We start from the raw sequence: 25,888 nt of genomic DNA, 5'->3' as shown, positions 1-25,888 counted from the left end.
CGACCGGCAGATACGGCTCGACGAATCCCCACTCCCCATCCGTCAGCTGCGCACGCGTCATACACACCGGACTACCGCATCCGCCCCCGGAACGACGGCGAATCCAGCAAACCGATCACGACTCAATACAGGCCCTAGATCCTCCACAAGATCACAGATGCCTATGGGGCGGAACGCCGAGCCCTCAGCGGCTGCCCCCCGATAGCCGACCTCACCGCAGTTGCTTAGCGTCGCCCCGACGCCTGATGCCGGGCAACTGCGGCGAGATGAAGTACTCGGCAAGAGTGCTGGGGTGGGGCGAAAGCGGGAAAGCTCGCCGTGACAACTCACGCCCCTGTGTTCGGAGGTGCTGTGAGATCGGAGATGCTGATCTCCAGCGCGTCGGCGGCCGTCGCCTTCGGCGCCGCGGCGATGGCCGCATGGGCAGCCCGCGGCACCAGCGTCAAGGACAGCTTCGACCTGGCCCGGTCCCTCTACGCCGAGCTCACCTCGCCTACCGCAGCAGCTGCCCGCAGCGCGCTCGAGTTCTACCGGCGGGCACCCGCCCGGACCGATACCGAAACCCGGGACGTCCTCGACCACTACTTCGCGCTGCTGTGGGCCTTCGAGCACGTTCACGCCGGACGGGAAAGCCTCACCGGGCAGAAACGCATCAACGGCACCGGCCCCGCCGTCGACTACCTCGACAAAATGACCGCCTGGCACGTCAGCGAATGGGCCCGCCGCTGGTCAGGACTGCGCCACCTCATCCACGAACACACCCCCGACCTCGACGACCACCACTCCATCAGCTCGTTCTGCGACCTCGCCGACGCCGTCCTCGGGCCCGCCGACACCATCCGAACACTGCGCCAGGAGATCGACGAAGAAGCACGACGCCGCACCGCCGCGCCCTGAACCCAACCCCCCGCAGGCAGACGGCGCGCCAAGACCCCAGCCAAGCCCCGGGCGGAATCGGCATCCTCGCCGAGTCACCGCAGCACGACCGCCGACAGCAGAGGCAGCCGCGGACCGCCATCGAGGAGATCCCACAGGTTCGGCTCCGTCCTACACGGACAACCCGACGGCGGGGCGGGAAGGCACGGGCATGGCAGGCCCGTCACCGCGTGCGGACAACGCGGGTGACACAGTGTGGAACATGCGCGCACACAAGACCGGTAAGGCCCACGCCCTCCTCGCAGAAGGAACGGCTTATGTCGAGGCGCTACGGGCCGACCCCGCCCTGGTCGACGGATACCCGTACCCCTTCCTCCTCTTGATAGCCCCGGGCGGCGCAGCGAAGCCGGCCGATATCTTCTGGGGGGTGGCGGCACTGGAAGCAAGAGGCTGGAGCGCCGAGTCATGGGACATGGCGGACGCGGTCGGCGCCTGGCGCGTGGTGATGCGCCGGGCCTCCCCAACTGACCCCAACGCCGGCTGACAGGACCCGACAGCCCGCCCTCAGACCTCGCTCATCTCCAGCAACGCCGGCAGCGACGAAGGGGGCGACCCAGCGCCCGGCCGACGCTGCTCTGTACGACGGCAAGCACTCCGGCCGCGCGGTCATCGCCGACTCCGCGCATGTCGCGATGCCGTCCATCAACGGTCGCCGGGGCAGACGGCCGGGCATCAGTGACACAGCGGCTGAACCAGCTCGGTATCCGGCCCAATCAGGTCCGCAGCATCGTGTTCTTCCAGCTCGCAACCGAGATCCCGGCCGCGATCCTCGCCCGCACCCTCGGCATCCACACCAACGTCGCCGTCGCCTGACAACGTCTCTCCGCCGACGACTGGGCCAACTATGCCTACGAAGTCAGCCGCCACACCAACCTTTCCGACTCACTGGGAGAAGTACATGACCGTCGATGACCAGCACCTACTGTCTCTGCTGCGGAATCTGGATGATCCAGAACACTGGGAATTCCCTCGGGACTACGACCATGTCGCCACCCGGGCCCGTTTCGATCGGCTTGCCGCAGACATCGGCGAGGCATTTGACTGCACGTACTCTGTCGTTCGAGGAATACAGGATGCCAGTTTCCACGGCAACATCGTCATTCCAACCATCGCCACGAAGAGCGACAGCTTCGTTGTCATCCGCTTCAGCAATTTCGGATCCTTGATCACTGCAGGTGCAGGAGATATCAGCGCGGACACGGCAGAGCCCGCCGACGGGCTGCATGACGAGGACCGCAGCCGGATCAAAGCCGCCGCGGTGGCACTCGACTGCCTCTGGATGCCCAGACACATACTGAGAAAGCGATACGACGGACCGACGGTGATGGACGACTGGCAGCATCTGTGGTGGCATCGCTTCTTCCACTACATGTGATCACCGGCACCGGGCATTCGGACAGTTCCAACACCTGACGTCACCATTAGTGGAAGAGGCATCCCAGGTCATCCGCCGTGTCCAATAGCATCTGGTCGAGGTGAAGGAACGGACGAAGATCCGGCCGCCGTTCGGCGGTGGCTGGTGGTTGCGAGACCAGCGACCTGGACGTGCTGTTCAGTGGTGGTCAGGCATGAGCCGCCGCGCCAACGGCGTGATGCTCGCCGGCACCGGGCCCACGCCCGAGCGTCGTCTGCTCGTCGCGCACGACGTGAAGGCGGACGAGAAGCGCGTCGGACCCGCACCCGCCGGGACCGGGGCGGTCGCAGTGGCCCTCGACCACGGACAGGAGGAGATTGACGTCTGCCCTTGCCCTACCTCGAGGTCGACGCCCCGAACGCCGCACCGCCCCCTGACCTGAGCGGCGTCCACGTCTTCACCGGCCGCGCCGACAGTCGCAGCGCGATCGTACGAAGCGCACACGAGGTCTACGAGGCGACACACCGCGGCGGCAGCCGGACTCAAGATCCCCTACGGACGGCCGGACGGCTGGGGTGCCTGCGGCTACCGGCCCGGCTGGGAACTCGACTGCCCCGCCGCCACGGCCGGCCGCTGGGAAAACCCGTACAGCTGGACCTGCGCCGACAACGGGGGCGTCGAGCTGTAGCTCCTCCCTGGGGCAGCCGCTCCGCTCGACCGGCTTCGACGACTGCCCCGGGCCCACCCATCCTGTACGCGACGAGGGAGATCCCAAATATGTCCCCCTTCTGCGCGGTCAAGGCCGGATCGCCCAGCGCACCCTCTTAATCACGACCGCCGCTGTGCCGCCGACCGGCTGGGCGGTCCACACGGTCGCGCTGCACAAGCAGCTCGCCGCCACCCGCCGCGACCCGTTGACCGGCCTGTTGCGCCGCGAGGCCACACCGCCCGCGCCCGTCGGCTCCTGGCCCGCCACAGCGACGACGCGACCGTGGTCATGGCCGACGCCGACCACTTCATGCAGATGAACGACGGCATGGGGCACGCGGCGGGCGATGCCGTAAGCGGTTAACGAAACTAGAGTCCCGTTATGGGTTTTGGGGGTGCTGATCCAGGGACCTTCCGGCCTGGAGGGCCCACGGCGCGGGTGCGGTCGGCGGTCCTACGAGCAGCAGGGGCGCCTTGACGGAGCATGGCTTCGCCCACCTGGCCGACATCGCGCGCCGGGCCGAGGTGGGCAAGACCACCGTTTACCGCCGCCGGGGAACGGTGACCAGTTTGGTGGCCGATTTGCTGGTGGACATGGCCGAGCAGTCACTGCCGCGTACCGAGACCGGCTCGCTGCTCGGTGATCTCAAGGCCAACACCCGACTCATGCAGCGCCCCTTAACCGACTCGCGGCAAGGAGCATTGTTCAAGGCAGTGATCGCCGCCGCCACCTGCGAGGCGAAGACAGCCGAGGCCCTGCACCGCTTCTACGACATCCGCGTCAAGGAGTGGGCACCCTGCGTCCAACGGGCCATCGACCGGGGCAAAGTGCCCGAGGGCACCGATGTCAACGAGGTCATCCGTGCCGTCTCCGCCCCCCTCTACTACCGCCTACCGACCAGCAGCGACCGCCTCGACGAAGCCGCCGCAGACCAAGCCGCTGCGGCCGCCGCAGCCGCAGCGCGCGGGAGCCTACCTGCGGGGTGAACGAGGCCTTACGTGACCGGCTTCCCGCATCCGTCGTGAGCGGCTCACCGTGCGCGTGACCTCCGGTCGCATAGTTGCTCAACGTTTCGTCGACGTCGGCGGAAATTTCGTTGTGGTGGCCGAGCATGCGGCCGACCGGGGTGGAGACGCCGCCGTCCACGGGGTACGGCGCGTCCGTCCGGGACCGGATCCGGGTACAGCGCGACGTGCACCTGCGGGCAGGGCGCGGACCACGTGGACCCTCCCGGGCCCGGGCCGGTGGCCGGCTGGGCCGCCGGTAGCGGCGGGTGCCACATCGGGTTCGGCTCACCGAGTCGGTCCGTGTCACGTGGTGTCCTCTCCCCTGCCGGGTCTGGAGCCCGCACGCTACGAAGGCGCCCGCGCACCGTGCCGCCGGTCAGTGCGGTTCGCCTGTCGCCTCGAGGCAGAGCATGCACAGCGTGCCGGTGAGCTTCTCCAACGCCAGGATCTGCTCGCGGAGGGCGACGGGCACATGCACCACCGTCACCCCGGCGACCGGTCACCTCGAACCCCCTTGCCCCCTTGCGGGGGTTGGATACCGTGCACGGATGACCGACACCCTGCGCGCCCCATACACCACCTGGGAGTATTGCCTGTCGGCGGCGGAGGAGATGGTCCTCTGGCACCACACCCTGCGCGCCCCGGTCGCCGACGAAGACAGCGAAGCCGACGACGCCCAGACCGTCGCCCTCCTCGCGGCCGCCCTCCATGGTAAAGGCGGGCAAGCGCGTGGACAGTGATCTTCGGCGTGCGGCTGTGGCGGCGCTCAGCGAGCTTGGACGAAGCCGTGACTACCGTGATCGGGCGGACGCGGGTCGCGGGCTGGCCGGCCTCGCCGAGATGCCGGAAGCTGTCGGGCTGCTGATCGAGCTCGTACTCGACCCCGACGACACCTTTGTCACCCGGGTGACCGCGGAAGCCGTGCTCCGACGGCGGGACAGGACCGGACTGGCGATAGTCGCCTCCGCACTGGCAGACGCCGATCCGAATCACCTCGACTGGATTCACGCCGCCGTCGCCGATGCGGTCGGCATCTTGTCCTCCGACAGAGACCACGCACTGCAGGTGGCAGAGGAGCTGGCAGCGGACGGCGACGACCACATCTCCCGGGGGGCTCATCAGCTGCTCGATATGCTCGCCGAGCTCAATCCCGTCCTCCGCCCTGCCAGTGTCAACAACGCTCGTGATCAATACACCTAGCGCTTGTCGACGACGAGCCCGCCGTTCAGGATCACTATGCGGAGGTCGCGGAGGTTTTCGATGTCCGCAGTGGGATCAGCGTTCAGCACGAGCAGGTCGGCGCGCTTGCCGGGTGCCGCCGCGCCGAGGTCGGGGCGGACGCACTGCCGCGCCGCGCCGCTGGTGCCTGCGGCCAGCACCTGGGTGGGCGTCATCCCTGCCGCCACCATGAGCTCGGCCTCATCCAGGGTGTTGGCTCCGAACAGGCCCCGGCCGCTGAAGGTGTCGCTGCCCAGCGCGATGTGCACGCCAGCCTCGGCGACCTTCTTGAGATTGCCACGGGCGTCCGGATGGGCATCGTCGATCCAGAGCGTGGGCGTGTAGGTGATGCCGTGTTCGAGCATCAGGTCGATGAGCGAGTGGTCGGTGAGGGGCTCGACGGTGACACCGTGCTCCAGGCCGTCCGCCCCAGCCTCGATCGCCTCGCGTGCCGCGGCTTGCTGGGTGGTGTGGACGGTGACCCGAAGGCCCCGCTCGTGCCCGGTCTCGATGCCCGCCCGAAGGACGTCGAGGGGAAGCCGTTCCAACTCGACACCATCCGGAAAGGCAGGATTCCGCCAGAGGTACTTCGGCCCGTCGGCGTGCGCACACGCGCCTTCCGACAGGAGTTTGACCGCGTCCACCTTGCGGTCGGCGAGGTGGTGCACCAGGTCGCGGATCTGCTGCACGCTGTCGACCTCTCCCGTGAAGCGCTCGCGCGCCCAGGGGTTGCCGCTGAAGACAGTGGCGGCGGGATGCCCATCGCGTCCGGTGATACCGCAGCCGGTCGCCAGCAGTCGTGGGCCCCGCAGCGCGCCCGCGGCGATTTTCGCCCGCGTGTCCAGAATTCCGCCCGTCGGATCACCCACCGACTTGATAGTGGTGATCCCGTGGTCGAGGAACAGCCCGAGCCTTCCGGGAAGCTCGTTCTCCTCGAACGCCCGCATCGAATCCGGATCGGAGACCGCGCGCACGTCGTAGAAATGGATATGAGTGTCGATCAGGCCCGGCATGACCCATCCTTCGGCCGCATCCACCTCCTGTCTGCCCTTGAGCGGCTCGGCCGAGACGGAAGCGATCTCTCCGCCGTTGATGGCGACGTCGTACAGACCGGCGAGCGCCTGACGGCCGTCGAAGACATGTGCGCGGCTGATCACGAGGTCGTAGGTCGCGGGGCCACGAGCCCCCGTGCTCGCGGTTGCTTCGGATTCCTGGGGCATCGCTCTCACTCCTGGTGCGTTCTGAGCAGGTGTTCGGGCCGGGGTACACGCGGACGGATCATGCGGCCGTCGGCATCGGAGTCAGGAGGGCCCGGAGTACCCGGGCTGGAAAAACTGTAACTAGTCCAGTTACAGTTAAGGCGTGCGCCATGACGCGGAGCGGGTATGCGTCAGCGCCTGATCAGTGACCCCTCGATTCGTTGCCGGAGGCCAGTATCTGATGCAGCAGGCCGGCGATCGTCGTCCTGCCGAGCCGTTCCTCCAGAGCTCGTTCCGCGCCCTGAAACTCGACGTCGAGCAGGTCGCCGATGTTGCGTCCGACCTCGCACGCCCCGCTGGGCGGATGGGCGTGCCGCGAGAAGATCTGCCCTTCCTCGACGGCGGTGTACGCGTCATAGAGCGTGATATCCCGCGGGGCGCGAGCAAGGGACCAGCCGCCACCCCGCCCCTCGACGGACCACACCAGGTCAGCGTCTCGCAAGCGGCCGAGGACGCGGCGCACGAGGACTGGATTGCTCTCAAGACTGTCCGCGATCTCCGTGGAAGTCAACGAGCCCCCACGCCGGTGCGCCAGCATCGCCAGCGCGTGAATCGCGACCGCGCTCCTACTACTGAGCCCCGCCATCTCCTGCTCCTCGCTGTCGCCGGTTAACTGTAACCACAGTAGTGGCAGTTTGATCGGTGTTCAACCGAGTTACCTCAAAGGGGCATGACTCAGGTAAGAGCCCAAAAGGGGTCACGGGAGGAAGGTCCGAGTTCCCGCGCGAGTTGACGGGCGAGCCTCTCGCCGGTCCCGGCGAATTTCGTGCTCGGCCTCCTGCGACGGAAAGTCAGACGATGCCGGATCGTCCCAGCACAGGATTCCGTCGAACTCCGCAGCCCAGTCCCCCAGCCTCCCGGCCAGCTCCGGCGTCAAAGCCAATCCCGGATCATTAGGTGCCACGCTGTCGGAAGCTACCACTGGCGGTGGTGGTGCCCGCGCTCAGCTTGTGATTTATCTGGGCAGGGGCCCTCAACCCCCGCTGTCGATCAGTTGGGCGCCGGGGCCCGCCCTCAAGGGTGAGAACGGTCCCCGGCCGAGGCATGCGGCGCCGGGAACGAGACCCGGCACGAGCAGCCGGTCAGTCTTCGAGGTTGGACCACCGGTGCGGTGGCGGACGCCCCGTCTTGGTCAGGAGTCGGCCGGGGCCGCCGCCCGCAGTTCGGTGATGCAGTCGGTGATGGCCCTCTGGAGGGTCTCCAGCTGTTCGAGGAGTTCCTCTTCAAAGAGGTCGGCCGCGTCGTCGAGTGTCAGCTCCTCGAAGGCCTTGGCGGCCTTGCGCACCTTCCCCTGGAACCGTGACCGGCGTTCGTGCGCGCGCAGCTGAGGGTCGCTGTCGACGGCCTCGGCGACCAGGGAGCGCATGGTCTTCTGCGCGTCTGCGGCATACGGGGCCTCGTCCTCCGCGTCCAGTCCCTCGATGAGCGCGAGGTGCTGTTTGGCTTCGGCCACGACGTGCTCCGGGGCGGGCACCCGTTCGCCGCTGGGGGTGGTCATCTCACCGCTGTCGATGACGTCCCTTACGAAATCCACCGAGGACGCCACGCGTGCCGCCGACGCCACCGTCTTGGACAGTTCGCCCGTGCGGGCGATGTCCTTGGCCAGTTCCTCGCCCAGTTCCGGGTCGTCCTCCAGCCGGTCCAGCAGCGCGTGCCGGGCGGCCTGCGCGGTGCCCGGATCGGCGAGGATCGCGGCGCGCAGCGCTGTCGGGTTCTCCGCCACTTCCAGTGCCTTGGTCGGGCGGATGCCCTCCGCCTCGGCCACCGCGGAGATCGCCTGGCCGCGCGGCGAGTCCGCGCTGGAGCGCGAGGTGTAGTAGCCGAGCCACACGTCCGCGTCCGGAAGATCGATGTCCACGCCGGGCGCCAGCGCCTCGAACACCGGGACCACGCCGTCGTCCGCCGCCCGGTCCCAGGCTCGCCAGAACCGCATCACGCGCTCGGCGGAACAGCCCGCGAGCCGGGCGAACTCCTTCGCCGACACCTTCGGCTCCGGCTCGTCCGCCTGCCCTGCCGGCGCTCCACCGGGGCGTACGCTCCGCGCCACCTTCAGCGCGAACGTCCACCCGCCGGTCCGCGCGAACGCCCCGAACTCCCGCGCGTCCCGCCGCACAGCGCTCTCGACGTCCTGGTCGGCCACCGGGGCGTCGGCCCCGGCTTCCTGGGCCGGCCCCGGCTCCTCTGCGGCGACCTGCTCCTGGGCAGGTGACGGAAGCACGGGAGCGGCAGCGCCCCCCGCGGCTGCGAGAGGTTCCGTCCACACATTCGCCTCTTCGGCGGGAACGGCCCCGGCAGCGGGGGCCGCAAGTTCCTCGGGGGCGGGCGCGGTGTCCGGGGACGTGGTCATGAGAACTCCATCGGGTACGTGAACGTAACCTCCCGATTGTCCACCCCTGAGTCTGAGAGCCCGGCAGCACGGGGCGACAGCCCGTGCCGCCGAGCCGCGGCAAGGACTCGCTCAGCGGCTCGGTGGACAGGCTGGCCGATACCCCCTCAGCCTCAGCGATCGCCGACCGTTCCGCAGGCGGCTCAAGGGCTCGGGGCAACGTGGCCCCGCTCCCGCTCCTGCGACACCCCCGCGTCTCGCCCCGAAATTCCTCTGGTCCTGTTACGCCGGCGCGCTACCAGCCTGGTCCCGAAGCACCAGCCACTCCTGGAGCTCGATCAGGTTCCCTGCCGGGTCTTCCAGATACGCGGCCCGAATCCGGTCGCCCATAGGGCCCGGGCCTCGGGTGAACTCCGCACCCCGCGAGATGAGCTCGGCATGGGCGGCGTTCAGATCGTCCACCCGGAGCACCACCAGCGCGCGACACCCTTCCGGCTCTGCCGCCGACCGCCCAAGCGCACCGGCCATCTGCGCGCGGTCCTGCAGTGCGATCGCGGCCTGTCCGGTTCCAGGGCTGAACTTGGCGTACGGGCCGCCCTCGGCCTCGAACTGCGGCTTGAGCCCGAGCACGTCCCGGTAGAAGCGGTAGACAGGGGCGAAGTCGGACACCAGCAAGCGTATCTGGGTGAGTTCCATGACCCCTTTCTAGCCCAGTTCCGACTCCGGTCTCGGGCGAGCGGCCGGCTGTACGAGGCCGGGGCCGCGGTCGACGTCGGACCGGTACGGGTCCCCATCCCGGCCCTTGCCGGCTGACGTCACCGGGAGCTCGGCGTCGGTGAGGGCCCGCGAGCCGGTCGGGTTGGTCCGGCGACTTCGGCAGCCTCGGCAGCGGAATTGCAGCCGGTACGTGCAGGGCAGCCTGGGACGAGCCCTCCGCTCGTACTCCAGGACCACCGCGTCGCACTCGTTCAGGGCGGCGGTGCGGCCGAGCGCGTCACGTCCAGCAGCATGACCACAGTGCAGATCGCGACGGCGTGAACGCGGTCCAGTGGCGCCCGGCTCCCTACCGCGCGAGCGCGGCCCGGCACACCGCCCGAAAGAGGGAAAAGTGCGTCAAATCGGCCGGCGCTGCGTAGAGATCCCATGAACGGCACACCAGAAGACCGCCGCACGCCGGTACGCCCGGTGCACGGCGCGGCCGCCGAGCCGAGCGAAGGGATCACCCCGTGACCGCACCGTCCTTGATCGACCACCACACCACCACCGGCTACAGCCTGCCCATGGCCTACTGGCTGGCCCAGGCATCCGACCTGGCGTACAAGGACGAATCCACCATCGAAACCCAGGCACGTTCCTGGGGCTTTGACGAGGTGCGCCATCACACAACGCGGTTCACCCCTCCGTTCCCCCTGGAGGACACCCAGGCGTACACCGCCGCAAGCGACAACATGATCATCACCGCCTTCCGCGGCACGGAGCCGAAGCAGATCCGCGACTGGCTCTCGGACGCCACCACTCCCCCGTGGCCCGGTCCAGCCAAGACCGGCTACATCCACTACGGCTTCGCCGAAGCCCTCCAGTCGATTTTCCCGGACGTCAAGGACACCCTGGCCGAACTACGCACCAGCAACCAGACCGTGTGGTTCACCGGGCACAGCCTCGGCGGCGCCCTCGCGATGCTCGCCGGGGCCCGGATGTACCTGGAGGACCCACGACTGCAGGCGGACGGCGTCTACACCTACGGGCAGCCCCGCACCTGCGACCGGCTGCTGGCCGGCGCTTACAACGAGGGCTTCACGGACCGTATGTTCCGCTTCGTCAACAACAACGACATCGTGCCGCAGTTGCCGCCCGAGCCCGCCTTCACCCACGTCAAGGGGCTGAAGTACATCGACTCCGATGGCAAACTCCACAATGCGATGGGCCTGTTGGGCGGCCTCGCGGACCGGGCCAAGGGAATGACCGCGGACGCTTTCGCCCCCGCCTCGGACGGCATCCGCGACCACTCCATCAAGCGCTACGTCGCCGCCCTCGAAAGCAATCTCACGTAGCCACCGGCCACCGGCAACCCCGGACACCGGCCACCCCGGGCCCCGGGGCAGAGAGCTACGGCGGCCGCCAGTTCTGGGAAGGCGGCGCTGACGATTCGACCGGAGCTGCCGATCTGGAGCCACGGCCTCGCCGTCGTAGGTGTGGGCGACGACCAGGCCGTGGCTGTCGTTCTCCAGACTTCCTCATGTCCCATGAGACATCAGGTGCCGACGCGTCGGTCGCCTCGCCGCCGCGATGTCGCCGGAAGGCAGTCATCCCGAATACGCAGGTAGCGCACTGGACACCGGTGCCATCCGCGGTCCACCGCTGTGTCAACTGTGTCAGCGCGCACCTCGGCAACGAGGTTCGGCTGGACGGTGACGTACCGGAGCTCGGTCCCAGAGCCCCCGTCCAGCGCTGATCTGCGTTCCCGTCCACGGAGGCTCGGGCCCGCCAGGGGAGCAGCGCGGCGGGCGCGGCGAAGGCGAGCGGCACGACGGAACTCCGCCCGCCAAGGGCGCCCCGGCACCGTGAATCAATCGGGGATGCGCGATGCTCAAGCGCGCACGCTGCGAAACATCGAGGAAGCGTGAAAAAGCGAGGACGGCACGCTGCGGCTGATCGTCTTCATGGGAGGACCACCTGCGTCACACTCTCCCTCGGCGGTGGCGCCTGGCTCGCGGGACTGCTTCAGCGGTGTTGAGGCGCGATCCAGATTTTTTGGAGTTCGGCGGCCCGAGGATGTCGAGAACGTGCCATCGGCTCCGTCCAAGGGGTATCAGCGGCCACCACGGGCCGCACGGGGAAGAAGGAGAAACCAGCATGGCGATTCAGCGGATGGACAACGTCGGCATCGTGGTCGAGGACATGGATGCCGCCATCGCGTTCTTCGTGGAACTCGGTATGGAGCTGGAGGGCAGGGCGGAGGTCGAGGGCCTCGTCGCCGACCAGTGCACCGGCCTCGACGGCGTCCGCTGTGACATCGCGATGGTCCGGACCCCGGACGGTCACAGCCGGCTCGAACTGGCGAAGTACCGCAGCCCCGTGGGAATCAGCGCCGGGCCGCGCAACCGGCCGCACAACATTCTGGGCACGCACCGCGTCATGTTCGCCGTCGACGACATCGAGGACACCGTCGCCCGCCTGCGCCCTCACGGTGCCGAACTCCTCGGCGAGATCGCCCGGTTCGAAGACAGCTACCTGCTCTGCTACGTCCGCGGCCCGGAGGGCATCATCGTCGGGCTCGCCGAGCAACTGCGCTGAGAAGGAGGAACCACACCATGCAGCCGAACGAGATCATCGAGGTTGTGATCCGCCCGATCAGCAAGGAGCTGCCGCCGGCCCGTGTGGTGAGGCGATGCGACCTGGACACCGTGGACCGGAGATCATCAGCAATTCAGCGCTGCCCGGCGATCCACTCCGGCAGAGCCGTCAGCCCGTCGAGCCGCAGATCCGCTCCGCCGCCGCCGTCGTCGTCGCCATGGAGATACGCCCATGGCCCGCGACGCAGCAGCGCCGCCCGCAGCCCGGCCTTCTTCGCCGGGATCACATCGCGCCCGATCCGATCCCCGACATACAGGATTTCCTCCGCCGGGAACGGCACAGCGCTCTCCACTCGCTCGAAAAACCTCAGGTCAGGCTTGCGGACCCCCCACTCCTCGCTGGTAGCCACCAGGTCCACCGGCAGCCGAAGGGACAGCAGGTCCTGGCCGGCCCGTGCCGGCTGGTTTCCGGCGATGCCCAGCCAGACGCCGAGGCTGTGCAGTTCCTGGAGGCAGAGTCGGACATCTGCGTAGAGGTCTTCTTCGCGAATCCGGTCCGGCACCCCGGCCTCCTCCCGCAACCGGTCCTCGACCCGGAAGTCGAAGCCGGGCCGGACCGTCTCGAATACTTCGGCAAATCCCCCACCGCGGGCGATCGCTGCCCCGATCAGCGCTGAGAACGTATGCCGCGGCACCCCGAGCCAGTCGGCCCAACCGCCGAACAGCCCGCTCTCGTCTACCAGCGTCTCCCCGACATCGAACACCACAGCGCGCACCATGCCCGTCACCCTGAACAGACCTTGAGAACAGCCTCACCGAAGCCGTCCCGGACGATGGCCACTCGCAGCGACCGGACGTCTGCCTCGTTCGGCGCACCGACGAAGGGCCCTAGCAGCTGTACTGACGCGGCGGCGTCGGCCATATGCCGCTGCGGGTGGAGGATGGGCGGCCGATGGGCAGTTGCCGTGGGCGCGGTCCGCGATGTTTCTGCCACCCAGCCGCTGCCAGCAGGGCGACGGGATCAGAAGATCAACGGGTGTATGCCCGCCAGGTGACCGTGAAGGACGCCCTTGTCATTGCGCTGGTCTTCCGGGCAGTGCCGCAGGAGTTCCTCACGCAGGAGGAGGGGGTTGGAGATGCCGAATTGGCCCAGGGTGCCCAGCAGGTAGTAGGCGCCTCCGTCGGAGGGGGGTTCGCTCACTCTGGACAACTGGGGTGGAACCGCGGCGTTTTCGCGAAGCCTCACCAGTAGTTGCTTCTCCTCGGTGCCGCTATGGACGTTCACCACTTGGCCGAGCCATCCCACGTACAGGATGTCCGCCCAGGGGACGTGGGTGCTGCCGCTGGGCGAAGGCGGGTCGCAGTCGCGGCGCAGGCCGGTGGCGTCCACCGTCAGCACGGACCGCCGCTCCGTCTGGTCGAGGACGAACACGAGTCCCAGGATCAGCAGAAAGGGTGCGGTCACCAGGACGGCCGGGTTCGTCAGCACAAACAGGCCGTACTCGATCGGCGCCAAGGCCAGCAGCAGCAACGAGCCGGCAGGCGCTGCCATCGCTTGCGCGCGGGCGGCTCCAGAGGCCGTACGAACACGGCGCTGCCCGTGGAGGGAGCGGGCCGCGGCACGACCGGCCGGTTCGCTGCCGCTCCGGTGCCCCCGTCCGCGTCGGCCGCATGCCGCGCCCCTGTCCGTACCGGTGCCCGCAGCAGGGCCAGGTTGCCGGCCGCGTTCACCGCGCACCGCTGCGGGGGAGGCAGGTCCCGACCCGTGAGGTCGTCGTGGACGAAGGTGTAGATCTCGTCCAGTGTCAGCGCGTGCGGCCCTTCGAGCGCCCGCAGCAGGGCTCCGGTGAAGGCGGTCTGCCGCTCTCCTGGCGGGGCGAAGGAGAGTTCGGTCCTCGTCGTCGAGGTCAAGGTGTAGGTGCCGGACCGCTTGAGCTGATCGGTGATGACGCTCTGCTCTGTCGCCATGGCGGCCAGCGCCCGGCCCGAATAGCAGCAGTCCACGATCAGCACGCGTGCTCTCGCGCGGGCCCGGCCCAGCAGTCCGAGGACCGATTCCACTTGGACGGCGCTGAAGCCGACCGTTTCAGGATCGGGGTCGGTATCCGCCAGCGCCAGGTGAAGCCGTCCTCGGTGATCGAGCAGACCGTGCCCCGTGTAGTAGACCAGCAGCAGGTCGGTGGCTTCTCGCGCCGCGTCGGCCAGGGCGGAGCCGACGGATGCCGAGTTGATGGGCTTCCCCGCCGCGCCCATGGCACGGCAGTTCCGGGGCCGGTCGGAGAACAGCCCGCGACTCGGGTCGGAGAGCCTCTCCCCCAGCGCGTGGAGGTTGGCCTCGACGGCCGGAATGGCGGGCAGTTCGGCAGAGCGGTACTTCGCCGTCCCGAACAGCACGGCACGCGACGCGCCGCCGTCCGGGCGCCAGACCTCACCCATCGGCCGAAGTCTCCTGGCCTCGCGCCAGGTAGGCCACCTGCCGCATCACCGCCTCCGGGTCGCGGGCGCGGTGTACATCCACCTCCACCCGCCTGCCGTCTTCCGCGACCACCGTCACCTTGACGTCGGAGCGCCTGCCCTGGACCAGCCACATCGCCACCGAGCGGGCCAGAACTCCCGCGATGCCGCCGGAGCCCACCGCGACCGTGACCGACTCAAGCACGGCGCCCATGCTCCCGGCGGCGGGCGGCGCGCCTCGAAGCCTCGCCGAGCCGCGCAGCGCGTCCTCGGCGTTGAGCCATTCGTACAAAGAACGCAGGCGGTCCTGGCTGTACTCGGCATCGGTCCCCGTGTCGACGGACAGCCGCAGTTCCGGGTGCGTGTCGGTCTCTCCCATGGCGACATCCTTACGGAGCGGCGCACATCTGAGAGGGGGAATCATTGAAGAACCCACCGACGATGCGCGCCGCGCTCCGCCGGTGCAGCCGCGGGCCGGGCCGGTGTGGCGGTGAGCTCGGCGCTCGCGCGGCCCAGCAGTCGGACAACTGATCGGGGGCGGTCGGCGCCTTGTATCTCAACGGGGCAGCAGACGGGGAGGTGAGCGGCGTCAGCGTCCCAGTGCGGTCCAGTTCGCGAGCGCGGCGTCGGCCGCGGCGTGCAGATGTTCCGCCGGTGTGCCGTCGCACACCTGCGTGGAGATGCCGAGCAGGAAGCCGTGGATCATCGACGTGAGGCCCTCCGGGTCGGTGGTCTCGGCGAGTTCTCCTGCGGCGATGCCGCGTACGACGCATTCCTTGATGCGTGCACGGTCCGTCGCGCGGCGGGCGGTTACGGCCTTGCGTGCCCCGGCTTCTCCCTCGCCCGGCGCCCGGGTCGTACCCGAGAGGGCGATGAGGCAGCCACGGGGGTGGGATGCGTCGGTCTGCATGGCGATCGACCCGTGGAGGAGCCGGGCGATGGCCTCGCGAGGGCTCGCCGCCTCGTCGGCCAGGACATCGGTGACGCTGCCCGGTCCGGCGATGTAGTGCTCGACGGCTCTCTCGAACAGCCCCTCCTTCGATCCGAAGGCGCCGTACAGGCTCGCGGAGGACAGTTCCGTGGCCTCGCGGAGCTGGGCGAGCGAGGTCGCTTCGTAGCCCTGTTCCCAGAACAGCAGCATCGCGGCCTCCAGGACGGCCTCCATGTCGAAGGTGCGGGGGCGGCCGGCGGGGGACATGGCGTGAACCTCCTCTATTGCGGACTGACCATTCCAGTTTGACGCCCGGCGACGCCTGCGTCAATATCGGATCGTTCAATCCGTAATTAATGGAGGAGCCCCGATGGCCACAACGCGCCCCGCGCCGGTCCACGAGCGCGCGCACAAGCCATTCCCCGTACCGGCGCTGGTGGCGATGGCGTGCACCGGATTCATCGTGATCATGACCGAGACGCTGCCAGCCGGACTGCTGCCGCAGCTCGCCGCCGGACTCGACGTCTCCGAAGGCAGCGCCGGCCAGCTCGTGAGCGCCTACGCGATCGGTACGGTCCTCGCGGCGATCCCCGCGATCACGCTCACGCGCGGGATACGGCGGAAGCCGCTCCTCCTCACCGGCCTGCTCGGGTTCCTCGTCGCGAACGCCGTCACCGCCATAGCGCCGTCGCTCGCCATCGCCCTGGTCGCCCGATTCGTCGCGGGGGCCTTCTCCGGCCTGCTGTGGGGCATGCTCGCCGGTTACGCGCGGCGCATCGCCGCGCCCGAGCACGCCGGACGCGCCCTCGCCATCGCCATGACCGGGACCCCGATCGCGCTCTCCGTCGGAACCCCCCTCGGCGCCTGGCTGGGCTCGACGGTCGGCTGGCGCTGGTCCTTCGCCGCCATGTCACTGCTCAGCGTCGCCGTCATGATCTGCGCGAAGTTCCTCGTGCCCGACGCCCCGGGCCAGACAGCCCGAACTCGCGCTCCGCTCAACCGAGTTCTCGGCATCTCCGGCGTGGCGACCATCCTCGCCGTCGTCTTCGTCTGGATGCTCGCGCACAACCTGCTCTACACCTACATCGCCTCCTACCTGCAGCAGACGCACCTCGGGCTCCGGCCCGACCTCACCCTTCTCGTCTTCGGCGTCGCCGCGCTCGCAGGGATCTGGTTCACCGGCGTGTTCATCGACCGCGCACTTCGCGGGCTCACCATGGCGAGCGTGGTCCTGTTCATCGCGGCCGGCGCGCTTCTCGTCGCCGCTCAGCAGTCCACCGCATTCACGCTGGTCGCGGTCGTCCTGTGGGGCCTCGCGTTCGGCGGCGCGGCCACGCAGTTGCAGACGGCAATGGGAGAGGCCGCGGGCGAGAACGGTGACGCGGCGAACGCCATGCTGACGACCTCCTTCAACCTGGCGATCTTCGCCGGCGGCGCGGTAGGGGCCGTCGTCGTCGAGGGCGTGGGCGCGTCGGCCCTTCCGATCGGGATGATCGCTCTCGCCTTCATGGCGCTGGTCACGGTCGGCCTCGGCCGCCGCGCGGCATTCCCCGCAGGACGGTGATCGCGAAATGGCAGCACCGCTCCCGCCTGCGTGCCGGTCCGCGCCGACCGGTCGCCCCTCCGCTGACAGATGACGGGCCCTCCCCGCGTGCGTCACCGGCTTACGGCTCCGGCCCCATCTCCAGCGGTAAGCGCAGGTGCGAGATCCGCCGAGCGTTCCGCACGGAGGTCTCGTGCCCACCGGACGGCTACGGGCGGCTACGGGCCTTCGCCACTCCCCCGGACCACCAGGGCGCCCGCTGCCCCCTCGTCGTACGGACTCGCGCTCCCGGAGAGGGCGACTCCGGTTCAGGGCGCACCGTCGGAGCATCGGCACCGGAGGAAGACGGCCCTGGGGACGGCGGACGGCGTCGTTAGCCGATGGGCTGACGCCGGGGACGGTGCGGCTCGTACACCCGGCCGTCGGCCGAGGTGCGGCCGTGCTGCGCACTGCGGACACAGCCGCTCTTGTGGGGAAAGCGGACCAGGAGGGATGACACAGCGGCTGCTGCGGGAGTCGTCGTGGCACCGGAGTCCACTGCTGTTGAACCAGAACTCCCTTGATACACCGCCTGGTTAATCGGCTCGACACCGACCGGGAGGCGTAGCGGCCGGCCAGCCGCTGCCATGCCCACGAGCGGCCCCCGCGCCGCTGCCGCTCCCCGGGTGACCTGAGATGTTCGTCGACGCGTTGCGTACCTCGGGCGGGTACGAGCCCGTACCGTCTCGGCCGCCCCCTACAACTCGGGGACCACACGCGGATCTTGAGTCATCCCCAAGGTGGAGGGGAGCGCCACCCGGCGAGGGATTCGCAGATGTGACGGGTTCCTGAATGATCTCTCCTGTCCGAACACTCGACCGGAAGGATCGAAATCGTGCGCAGAAGACGTCTCGCGCCTTTGTTGGCCGTGAGCGTGACGGCGACGCTGGCCCCCGCGTTCGCCACCTCGACGGCCGCTGCCGCTCCGACCGCCACCCCGGCGAACGTCTCCCCGGCGAACGCCTCCTCGGCCGCCGCCAAGGGCTCGTTGGACCGGTATGTGAAGCAGAAGCCGCGGTGGAAGCGGTGCGATGCCGGCTCCCCGGCGGAGTTCCAGTGCGCCACGATCAAGGTCCCGCTGGACTACCGGGCGCCCGGGGGCAAGCGGATCGACATGGCGATATCCCGGATCAAGAGCACCGCGCCCGACAAGCGGCACGGCGTCCTGCTCTCCAACCCCGGCGGCCCCGGCGGCGAGGGGCTCTACATGCCGCTGGGGATGCGGGAGAAGCTCCCGAAGTCCGCACAGCAGAAGTACGACCTCATCGGCTTCGATCCGCGCGGTGTGGGGAAGAGCAGCCCGGTTTCCTGTGGTCTGAAGCCGGAGGACGAGAACTGGCTGCGGCCGTACAAGAAGGAGACGTTCGACAAGGACGTCGCCTGGGCACGCGGCGTCGCGGACAAGTGCAAGAAGAAGGCGGGCGACACGCTCCGGCACATCACCACGCGCAACACCGCGCGCGACATGGATCTGCTGCGGGCGGTCCTCGGTGAGAAGAAGCTCTCCTACGTGGGCTACTCGTACGGCACCTACCTGGGCTCCGTCTACACCCAGCTCTTCCCGCGGCGGGCCGACCGGTTCGTACTGGACAGCGCGGTCGATCCGGCGCGCGCCTGGCGAGGGATGATCCAGTGGTGGGCGGAGGGCGCCGAGCCGGCGTTCGACCGGTGGACGGAGTGGGCCGCCGAACGTTCGCAGAAGTACGACCTCGGCGACACCCCGAAGAAGGTCGACCGCACCCTCTGGGACCTGGTCGCGCAGGCGGACGAGAAGCCCATCGAGGTGGACGGGGTGCCGACCACCGGCGACGACATCCGCAGCGGCATGCGCGCGGCGGTCTTCACGCCGCAGTACGCCACCGAAGGGGTCGTGGAACTGAAGAAGGCCGCGGCCGGCAAGCCCGCCTCCGCGAAGAAGCTCGCGGCGTTCGCCCGGTCCGGAGGGTCCGGGGGTACGGCATCCGAAGTGGCCGGGGGGACGGCAGGCACCGCCGCCCATGCCTCCGAGACGCCGTCCGACAACACTCTGGCGAGCCTCTGGTCCGTGGTGTGCGGCGACAACTCGGCCGCGTGGTCCCGCGATCCTGAGAGCTACCGGCGGGATGCCATCGAGGACAAGGGCCGTTACCCGCTCTTCGGCGACTTCGCGTCCAGCATCAAGCCCTGTGCGTTCTGGGACAAGTCCGCGGAACCGGCGACCAAGGTGAACAACAGCGTCGGCTCCCTGATCGTCCAGAACGAGTGGGACCCGCAGACCCCGCTGCCCAGCGGTCAGGCCCTGCACGCCGACATGAAGGGCTCGAAAATGGTCACCGTCCTCGGCGGCGAGGGCCACGGCGTCTACCCGAACGGCAACGCGTGCACGGACGACACGGTCGCCAGTTACCTGAGCACCGGCGAACTCCCGGCGAAGGACGTGACCTGCAAGGCGACAGCCGACTCGAACGAGAAGGCACGGAAGGACCAGAAGCGGGACGTCCTCCCCGGGTCTCCGCTCCCGAAGCGCGCCCCGGACCGTTTCTGAGCCCGGACGCAATCCTCCTCATCGCCGTATGACGCGCTGAAGACCGCATGACGCAGTGAAGGCGGGGCGGAGTCCTCTGACGGGGGCCCGCCCCGCCGTACATCGCCGGAGCGGGAGCGGGAGCCGGAGACGGAGCCGGATCGGGAGCCTGGATACGGAACGGGAGCCCGAAGACGGAGGGAATGGGTTCCGATCGACGGTCGGATGTCGCTCAAGCTGGTGGGAAATCAGGAAACCTGCGGTGGGCGCCTGCCGTGGTCTACAGGATGAGGGCATGAACCATCGGAAAGTGAAGCCGGGGCAGATGCGCCGGATCGTGGTCAGGTACCCGGAGGGTCCGGTGGAGTCGGTCGAGGAGGCCGACGCGCTGGACGCCGCGGTGGGTATCGACACGCTGCTGGTGCGGGGCCCGTTGTTCGGGGTGGCCGCGCAGGATGCCGGGGAGGCGTCGCGGTGGCGGGTGGTGGTCGCGGTCGAGGCCGGCTGTCCGCAGCAGGCCCGGGACAGCCTCCACTCAAGCCTGTGGTTCCGGGCGAAGGACGACGCCCAGGACCGAACGGAACGGCGGGCCCTGCTGGCGGCGGTCGCCCGCCTGGAGAGCGAACGCGTCGATGAACTCACCGTGCTCGGGACCCGCTACCGGGTGGTGCGGGCCGAGGAATACACCGGCATGGGCCAGGACGGCATCGAGCAGCCCCGGCCGACCGACCCCGAGCCTGCCGTCCCGAACTGGGACCGCAGGGCCAAAGAGCCGAGGGTCGACGACGGTCTGGTGCTGGACCCGGATGCGCCGATCACGCCGACTCAGGCCGCTGAGCGGCTGGCGCTGACCGGCCTGGCCTACTCCGGATCCCGGTACCCCGAGAACGTACTCGGTGACTCCCAGCGGGCGGTACGGACCCATCCCGACGTGATGCTGCTGCCGGCGGTGTTCAGAGTCGTGGAGGGGGACGGAAACGGGTGGGAGATCGGCAGTGGCCTGCACGCCACGGCGCACGACGTCCGCAAGACGCTGGACTTCGCCCTCACCTGGTTCGAGCCGCGCCAGCGGGGCCTCATTCCCTGGGATGCCGACGACAAGAACGCCGACGCCCGCACGATGGCCGCCGAGGGCACCGACCCTGCGGCCGCGGAGCTGGCCGAGTACGTGAAGGTCGCCGACCGGCTCCGGACCGAACGTGCCAATCAGATCGAGTTCCAGGGCACCATCCGCCGGATCTGCCGGGCCCGCCGGCTCCTGCGCTGGGGCCCCGACGGGCCCGAAGGGCCACGCCCGTCCGACATCAACAGCCACCCTCCCGAGAAGATGCACCCCTTCCTGGACGAGGACGGCGTCATTCACTTCGACCGCGAGGACGACGAGGACGACGATTCCTGAACGGCCGCGGGGCGCGGCTCTTGAGCTCCGGCAGGCGGCCCGCGCGCGGTTCGCGAAGTGAAGGCCCGTACTCGGTGAGTACGGGCCTTGCCGCTCCCCCGGTCCATCAGCCGACGACGGGCCCGGGCGCCTCCCCAGCGGAGCAACGCGGCACATGGGCGGGGTGCGGTAACTGGTGCCGGCCGGCGGCGGTTCGCCCGTACCGGTGCTGGCGGGCCGGAAGCTCTTCGACGCGGTCCCGAAGCTCCTCTACGCCGGTCCGAAGCTTCGTTACGCGAGTACGGATCACCCGGCCTCGTGGGAGCGGTGCACGGCCGCGTCGGCCTCGACGAGGAGGCGTGAGCTGTCGGTGACGAGGCGGCCCACTGCCTGCTCCACAGCTACTACGGCGGCTCGCAGAACCTCGTCGACAAGGTCCGTCCCCTCTCCCCCGAGCAGATCGCCGTACGCTCAAACGGGCCGGCCTGACCGTCAACGCGTGATCGCGCTACGGGTACGCCCGCACTCGCGTCACGCCGGAGGCGACGCCCGTACCGCGCAAAGGCGCCGGGCTGGCACACGGCACAAGACACCCGCCCCCGCGTACAGCGACGGCTCTGCCGAACTCCACGACCGTCGGCCCGATGCCGACCGGGCCCAGAGCTCGCACGATCGGATCGAGGACGTAGTTCGAGCCCGGCGGGGGCCGTTCCGCCTGACGGCCCGTCCGAACAGGAATAGCATCTCGGGCAGCAGGCCCCGGACGCCAAGCACCAATGGCGGAAAGGGTGTTGTGCGGCCGGCGCGAAGCGGTCGGCGTGACGACAGCGCAGGGAGGCATAGCCATGGCACTCGTCATCATGACCGTGGTCCTCGTGGCGATCATGGTCACGGCGGCCCTCCTCGTACGCTCGGCCCGCAGCGACGCCATGGCAGCGCAGCAGCGTGCCGACGAGGCTCGCGACGCTCTCCGGGAAGCCTTGGAGAATCAGCAGAAGGCGCTGGTCGAGCGGGGCAAGAGCGCCGCCCGCAGCTCACGCAGCACCTTCGACGGCCATGTCGCGGAGAACGCCTTCCCGTACGCGGCGGAACACAGTTACCACCCCAAAGACATCATCCACGTGGGCGGAAACATCGACTTCCTCGTCTTCGACGGCCTCTTCGAGGTCCGGCAGGGCATCCGGAAGCCCGAAGACCTCACGGTCGTCCTGGCCGATGTGAAGTACGGCGCCAGCGCGCTCACGCGCGAGCAGCGCGCGGTCATCGCGGCCATGAACGGGGGCCGCACCCGCGGGGAGTACTGGAGGGCCAGGGAGAAGGACGGTCAACTCGCTTACCGGCAACGGAGCGAGGCGGCGGCGCCACGGCCGGAGCGGTTCGCCGTGGACGGCGGCCGGCAGCTCCCCGCCGCCGGCTTCAAGGAGGCTCCGGACTTGACGCAGATCGCACCGACCACCGATGTGCCCGACTGACGCTCCCGTCATCACGATCGCCCAGTAGTCGACGGCGGACTCGGCCTCGCCGGCGCCAACGCCTCCAGAAGTCGCGTCGCGGCAGTCGGACCCATCGGTCGGGTGGCCCGATGACCGCGCGCCCATCGGTCAGGCGCAGCCCTGCGAAGGTGCACGTGTAGGCCACCGCGTTGCAGTGATAGAGGTAGGAGGCCAGGACCTCCTCGGAGGTGTCGCCCTCGTCGGCCCCGTCGCGAACGACGCTTCCCTGGTCGCCGTTCTTGGGGTTCCCGTGGTGCGAACGGAGCCGGAACAACTCGTCGAAGCAATCCGTCGCCTCCGCGCCGGGCTATGCGAGCGGGGAGGAAACCAGCGCTCGACAGAAGGCTCCGAGTGGGCGCCGCCGACGGCCGACAGTACGCACGACTCGATGGATCGTGCGGATCACTACCCGAATCGTGCGGATCACCCGGCGGATATCGAGCTCCGCGAAGCGCTCATGGCTTTGGGCCGGCGGAATTGACGGTCTCCGGGCAGTCGAGCGTTCCGCACCAGGGCCGGCAGCGACTCCCCCAATGCGGCAAGCGCGGAACTCGATAGGCAGAGGACGCTCGACCACCTCACGGCGCTGCCCGGCTTGACCTTGACACAGTGATAAGGCCTTCACTGTGGCCGAGGAGGTGGTCCCCATGACCATGCCGAAAGAGAACGCGAACACGATGCGGGTGTTCCAGGGGCTTGAGGGCAGCAGCTCGTCACAGCGGCTGCAGGCGGCGCTCGCGGCCGGCACGGCCCCGGACCCGCAATTCATCGGCAAGCTCATCGGGCGGTGCGCGGTCGAGCCCGAGTTCTACGTACGCGAGGCGCTTACGTGGGCGCTCACCCGCCACTCGGCCGCGCTGGTGGTCCCTGAGCTCATTGATGAGATTCGGTCGGGGAACGCACAAGCGCGGAGCCAGGCGCTGCACACGCTGTCCAAGATCGGGGATCAGGGGGCGTGGCCGGCGATCACCCGGGCGCTGCTGACCGACGCGGATGACGAGGTGGCACGGAGCGCTTGGCGGGCGGCGGCCGTACTCGTTCCCGAAGGGGAAGAGGGCGATTTGGCACGGGTGTTGGCGACGCAGTTCGGGCGGGGTGAGCGGGAGACGCAGTTGAGCCTGAGCCGGGCGTTGATAGCGCTCGGTAAGGTGATAGCGCCGATCCTGCGCGCCGCGATGACGGCTCTCGACCCTCACGTGCGTCAGCATGCGATCGCCACGGAACGGCTGTCGCGCGATCCGGACGCGGGGTTCGAGTTCGCGGTCGAGGAGGCGAAGCGCATCGTGGCCCTGGGCACGGACGGCCAGGAAAGGCAGTAGGCAGTGTTGATCGGTGATGTGGCACGACGGTCCGGGGTCAGCGCCCGCATGCTCAGGCACTACGAATCGCTCGGCCTGGTGCGGCCGACGGGCCGTACCGAGGGGGGCTATCGGGAGTACTCCGGCGAGGATATCCGGCGAATCTTCCATATCGAGAGCCTGCGGTCGTTGGGGCTTTCGCTGCGTGAAGTCGGGCGCGCGCTGGACGATCCCGGCTTCACGCCTTCGGAACTCGTCGACGGTCTCATTCGCCAGACCCGGGAACGCATCGCGCGTGAGACGGAGCTGCTCACGCGACTCGGCCGGATCGGCGCCGCGGAACCCGCCGACTGGGAGAGCGCTCTCCAGGTCGTCGCGCTCCTCCAGGGCCTGGGTTCGGAGAGCGCCGGGAAGCGCCAGCGCGCGGCCCTGTCCTCAGCCGAAGGGGCTCCGGTCCCCGTGGAAGCCCTGGTCGAGGCCGCGTTGAACGAGTCGGACCCGCATGCGGCCGGAGCCCTTCGATGGGCTCTGGCGCGGTCGGACGGCAGCGTGTCGGCGCTGCTGGCTCAGGGCCTCGGCTCACCGGTGGCCGAGGTGCGGAAACGCGCCGTCCAGTCCATCGCCGAGATGGCGGGCGAGGAAGCGACCGGTCTGCTGCGGGATGCCCTGGCGAACTCCGACGCCGTGGTCCGCAGGTACGCGGCTCTGGCCCTCGGGGCGCGTGGAGAGGCCGAAGCGATCCCTACGCTCATCGATATGGTCGTCGAGGGGACGAACGATGTCGATGCCGCCGATGCGCTGAGCGTGCTGGCGAACGGCCCCGCTTTGGCGGATCAGATCGCCGCCGGGCTCGTCGGCGGCCTCGTCCACGGCACCGTGGAATCGGCCGCCGCGCGTCGACGTCTGGCGCAGGCGCTCGCAGGTATTCCAGGGCCCACGGCGTCAAGTGCCCTTGCGGATCTGTCACATGACGAGGACCGTGCCGTCGCGCTTACCGCGGCGTACATCCTCACAGAGCGGTCGGCGTGAGCGCATTCCTGGTTGCCGAGCTGGTCCGTCAGTCGGCAGCCGCCGGGACGCGACGGCCGTAGCCTTCGGGCAGGGTCGCAGTGGAACGCGGCGGGGCCCGACCGGCAGGCGCGTCGCGTGCGTGAGCCTTCTCGCCCGGCCCGGATTGCCCGTTCCCGAGCGTGGCAGATATATCGGTTGCCGGCCCCGGTGCCGTGCTGCACGATGCGGGGATGCGTTTCTCGGTGAACATTCCGAATTTTGGCGACTTCGCTGATCCCCGGACCGTGGCGAGAACGGCCACCGCCGCGGAACAGGCAGGGTGGGACGGACTGTTCGTCTGGGATCACGTGCTGCATCGCTACCACGGGAGCAGGCCCTTCGGCGATCCCTGGATGCTGCTGACCGCCGCCGCGCTGGCGACCTCCCGTATCAGGCTCGGCACGCTGGTCACCCCGGTCGCCCGGCGGCGCCCGCAGCAACTCGCGCGCCAGGTGGCGACGTTGGACGCCATGAGCGGCGGCCGGGTCACCTTCGCCACGGGGCTGGGCGGGCCCGTAGAGGACGAGTACGAGAGTTTCGGCGACACGACGGACCTCAAGGTGCTGGCCGGGCGGCTGGACGAGGGGCTGGATCTGCTGCAGCGCTTCTGGTCGGGCGAACCGGTGAATCACGATGGACCGCACTACCACGTACGCGACGTGACCTTGCTGCCCGCCACCGTGCAACGCCCCCGGCCGCCGGTCTGGGTCGCCGGGTACTGGCCGAGCCGCCCGCCGATGCGCCGGGCCGCCCGCTGGGACGGCGCGGTCCCGCTGTTCGAAGACGCCAAGCACGGCTGCGTACCGCCTGTCGATCGAGTCCGCGACCTCGTCGCCTACCTTCGCAAGCAGCGCGAGAACCGGGCCGACGCCCCCTTCGAGATCGTCCTCGGTGGTGCCACGCCGGGCGGGGACGCCGCCAAGACCCGTGACCTGATCGGCCCGTTGGCCGAGGCCGGAGCCACTTGGTGGGACGAGCGGCAGATCCAGACCAGCGAGGACATCGACCGGCTGGAACCGGTGCTGCGCCGCATCGAGCAGGGCCCGCCGGTGGTGTAGCCCTCCGTCCGTCTGAGTGACCGCTTTCTTCGTCGCGGG

General features: G+C 69.3%; 25 protein-coding genes and 1 pseudogene. 17 read left to right on the top strand and 9 right to left on the bottom strand.

Annotated elements, in window-relative coordinates; translation table 11 throughout:
* Positions 1-351: 351 nt before the first annotated feature.
* The 8 genes and pseudogenes from AB0I22_RS33100 (at position 352) to AB0I22_RS33065 (ending at position 5,206) form a co-directional block, all read left to right on the top strand.
* Positions 352-897, top strand: a complete 546-nt coding sequence (locus AB0I22_RS33100; protein ID WP_363134687.1) for a hypothetical protein — start codon at positions 352-354, stop codon at positions 895-897.
* A 241-nt stretch (positions 898-1,138) separates the two neighbouring features.
* Positions 1,139-1,420: a hypothetical protein gene (locus AB0I22_RS33095; protein WP_363134686.1), complete on the top strand. Its 282-nt coding sequence runs from the start codon at positions 1,139-1,141 to the stop codon at positions 1,418-1,420.
* Between the two features lie 191 nt (positions 1,421-1,611).
* Entirely contained in the window at positions 1,612-1,749 is a 138-nt protein-coding gene (locus AB0I22_RS33090; protein ID WP_363134685.1) for a hypothetical protein, read from the top strand.
* 85 nt (positions 1,750-1,834) lie between these two features.
* Positions 1,835-2,311, top strand: coding sequence for a hypothetical protein (locus AB0I22_RS33085; protein ID WP_363134684.1), 477 nt, complete (start codon positions 1,835-1,837; stop codon positions 2,309-2,311).
* A gap of 976 nt (positions 2,312-3,287) precedes the next feature.
* Complete coding sequence (locus AB0I22_RS33080; protein WP_363134692.1) at positions 3,288-3,362, top strand: hypothetical protein; 75 nt, start codon at positions 3,288-3,290, stop codon at positions 3,360-3,362.
* Between the two features lie 18 nt (positions 3,363-3,380).
* A pseudogene (locus AB0I22_RS33075) lies at positions 3,381-3,985 on the top strand (TetR-like C-terminal domain-containing protein).
* Positions 3,986-4,554: 569 nt separating this feature from the next.
* On the top strand, positions 4,555-4,746 hold the full coding sequence (locus AB0I22_RS33070; RefSeq protein ID WP_363134683.1) for a hypothetical protein: 192 nt from the start codon (positions 4,555-4,557) through the stop codon (positions 4,744-4,746).
* Positions 4,736-5,206, top strand: a complete 471-nt coding sequence (locus AB0I22_RS33065) for a hypothetical protein (protein WP_363134682.1) — start codon at positions 4,736-4,738, stop codon at positions 5,204-5,206. Before AB0I22_RS33070 ends, AB0I22_RS33065 begins: the two co-directional genes overlap by 11 nt.
* On the opposite strand, the gene AB0I22_RS33060 is transcribed toward AB0I22_RS33065, so the two are convergent.
* The 4 genes from AB0I22_RS33060 to AB0I22_RS33045 all read right to left on the bottom strand — a co-directional run bounded on the left by AB0I22_RS33060 (position 5,203) and on the right by AB0I22_RS33045 (position 9,505).
* On the bottom strand, positions 5,203-6,444 hold the full coding sequence (locus tag AB0I22_RS33060) for an amidohydrolase family protein (protein WP_363134681.1): 1,242 nt from the start codon (positions 6,442-6,444) through the stop codon (positions 5,203-5,205). The two genes, AB0I22_RS33065 and AB0I22_RS33060, sit on opposite strands and share 4 nt — an antisense overlap.
* A 181-nt stretch (positions 6,445-6,625) precedes the next feature.
* Positions 6,626-7,069, bottom strand: a complete 444-nt coding sequence (locus AB0I22_RS33055; RefSeq protein ID WP_363134680.1) for an Rrf2 family transcriptional regulator — start codon at positions 7,067-7,069, stop codon at positions 6,626-6,628.
* A gap of 546 nt (positions 7,070-7,615) precedes the next feature.
* Positions 7,616-8,830 (bottom strand): hypothetical protein, encoded by a 1,215-nt coding sequence (locus AB0I22_RS33050; protein ID WP_363134679.1) that lies wholly within the window; start codon positions 8,828-8,830, stop codon positions 7,616-7,618.
* Positions 8,831-9,091: 261 nt separating this feature from the next.
* Complete coding sequence (locus AB0I22_RS33045; RefSeq protein WP_363134678.1) at positions 9,092-9,505, bottom strand: VOC family protein; 414 nt, start codon at positions 9,503-9,505, stop codon at positions 9,092-9,094.
* A 584-nt stretch (positions 9,506-10,089) separates the two neighbouring features.
* Between AB0I22_RS33045 and AB0I22_RS33040 the strand changes: the two genes are divergently transcribed.
* Both AB0I22_RS33040 and AB0I22_RS33035 read left to right on the top strand, forming a co-directional pair.
* Positions 10,090-10,860 carry a lipase family protein gene (locus AB0I22_RS33040; protein WP_363134691.1) on the top strand — a complete coding sequence of 257 codons (771 nt, stop codon included), beginning with the start codon at positions 10,090-10,092 and terminating at the stop codon, positions 10,858-10,860.
* 802 nt (positions 10,861-11,662) lie between these two features.
* Positions 11,663-12,103 (top strand): VOC family protein, encoded by a 441-nt coding sequence (locus tag AB0I22_RS33035; protein WP_363134677.1) that lies wholly within the window; start codon positions 11,663-11,665, stop codon positions 12,101-12,103.
* Positions 12,104-12,236: 133 nt separating this feature from the next.
* Here the strand turns inward: AB0I22_RS33035 and AB0I22_RS33030 are convergent, their stop codons facing one another.
* The 5 genes from AB0I22_RS33030 to AB0I22_RS33010 all read right to left on the bottom strand — a co-directional run bounded on the left by AB0I22_RS33030 (position 12,237) and on the right by AB0I22_RS33010 (position 15,754).
* Entirely contained in the window at positions 12,237-12,881 is a 645-nt protein-coding gene (locus tag AB0I22_RS33030; RefSeq protein ID WP_363134676.1) for an HAD family hydrolase, read from the bottom strand.
* Positions 12,882-13,123: 242 nt separating this feature from the next.
* A complete protein-coding gene (locus tag AB0I22_RS33025; RefSeq protein WP_363134675.1) occupies positions 13,124-13,591 on the bottom strand; it encodes a hypothetical protein in 468 nt (155 codons plus the stop codon).
* On the bottom strand, positions 13,585-14,538 hold the full coding sequence (locus AB0I22_RS33020) for a caspase family protein (RefSeq protein ID WP_363134674.1): 954 nt from the start codon (positions 14,536-14,538) through the stop codon (positions 13,585-13,587). The genes AB0I22_RS33025 and AB0I22_RS33020 overlap by 7 nt, the downstream gene beginning before the upstream one ends.
* Positions 14,531-14,935, bottom strand: a complete 405-nt coding sequence (locus AB0I22_RS33015; RefSeq protein WP_363134673.1) for a hypothetical protein — start codon at positions 14,933-14,935, stop codon at positions 14,531-14,533. Before AB0I22_RS33015 ends, AB0I22_RS33020 begins: the two co-directional genes overlap by 8 nt.
* 210 nt (positions 14,936-15,145) lie before the next feature.
* Entirely contained in the window at positions 15,146-15,754 is a 609-nt protein-coding gene (locus AB0I22_RS33010) for a TetR/AcrR family transcriptional regulator (RefSeq protein WP_363134672.1), read from the bottom strand.
* Positions 15,755-15,857: 103 nt separating this feature from the next.
* Between AB0I22_RS33010 and AB0I22_RS33005 the strand changes: the two genes are divergently transcribed.
* The 7 genes from AB0I22_RS33005 (at position 15,858) to AB0I22_RS32975 (ending at position 25,849) form a co-directional block, all read left to right on the top strand.
* Positions 15,858-17,051 carry an MFS transporter gene (locus tag AB0I22_RS33005; protein WP_363134671.1) on the top strand — a complete coding sequence of 398 codons (1,194 nt, stop codon included), beginning with the start codon at positions 15,858-15,860 and terminating at the stop codon, positions 17,049-17,051.
* 853 nt (positions 17,052-17,904) lie between these two features.
* Positions 17,905-19,593: an alpha/beta hydrolase gene (locus AB0I22_RS33000; RefSeq protein WP_363134670.1), complete on the top strand. Its 1,689-nt coding sequence runs from the start codon at positions 17,905-17,907 to the stop codon at positions 19,591-19,593.
* A gap of 274 nt (positions 19,594-19,867) precedes the next feature.
* The gene (locus AB0I22_RS32995) at positions 19,868-20,971 is read left to right on the top strand and encodes a DUF5954 family protein (RefSeq protein ID WP_363134669.1); all 1,104 of its coding nucleotides are present in this window, start codon (positions 19,868-19,870) and stop codon (positions 20,969-20,971) included.
* Between the two features lie 824 nt (positions 20,972-21,795).
* The gene (locus AB0I22_RS32990) at positions 21,796-22,422 is read left to right on the top strand and encodes a Holliday junction resolvase-like protein (RefSeq protein ID WP_363134668.1); all 627 of its coding nucleotides are present in this window, start codon (positions 21,796-21,798) and stop codon (positions 22,420-22,422) included.
* A gap of 668 nt (positions 22,423-23,090) precedes the next feature.
* On the top strand, positions 23,091-23,762 hold the full coding sequence (locus tag AB0I22_RS32985; protein WP_363134667.1) for a HEAT repeat domain-containing protein: 672 nt from the start codon (positions 23,091-23,093) through the stop codon (positions 23,760-23,762).
* Between the two features lie 3 nt (positions 23,763-23,765).
* Complete coding sequence (locus tag AB0I22_RS32980) at positions 23,766-24,770, top strand: HEAT repeat domain-containing protein (protein WP_363134666.1); 1,005 nt, start codon at positions 23,766-23,768, stop codon at positions 24,768-24,770.
* A 212-nt stretch (positions 24,771-24,982) separates the two neighbouring features.
* Positions 24,983-25,849 (top strand): LLM class flavin-dependent oxidoreductase, encoded by an 867-nt coding sequence (locus AB0I22_RS32975; protein ID WP_363134665.1) that lies wholly within the window; start codon positions 24,983-24,985, stop codon positions 25,847-25,849.
* The last annotated feature ends 39 nt before the right edge of the window (positions 25,850-25,888 follow it).

The organism is Streptomyces sp. NPDC050610, assembly GCF_040654875.1.
In the GTDB taxonomy this organism is placed as follows: domain Bacteria; phylum Actinomycetota; class Actinomycetes; order Streptomycetales; family Streptomycetaceae; genus Streptomyces.
This window is presented reverse-complemented; position numbering and strand designations above follow the sequence as displayed.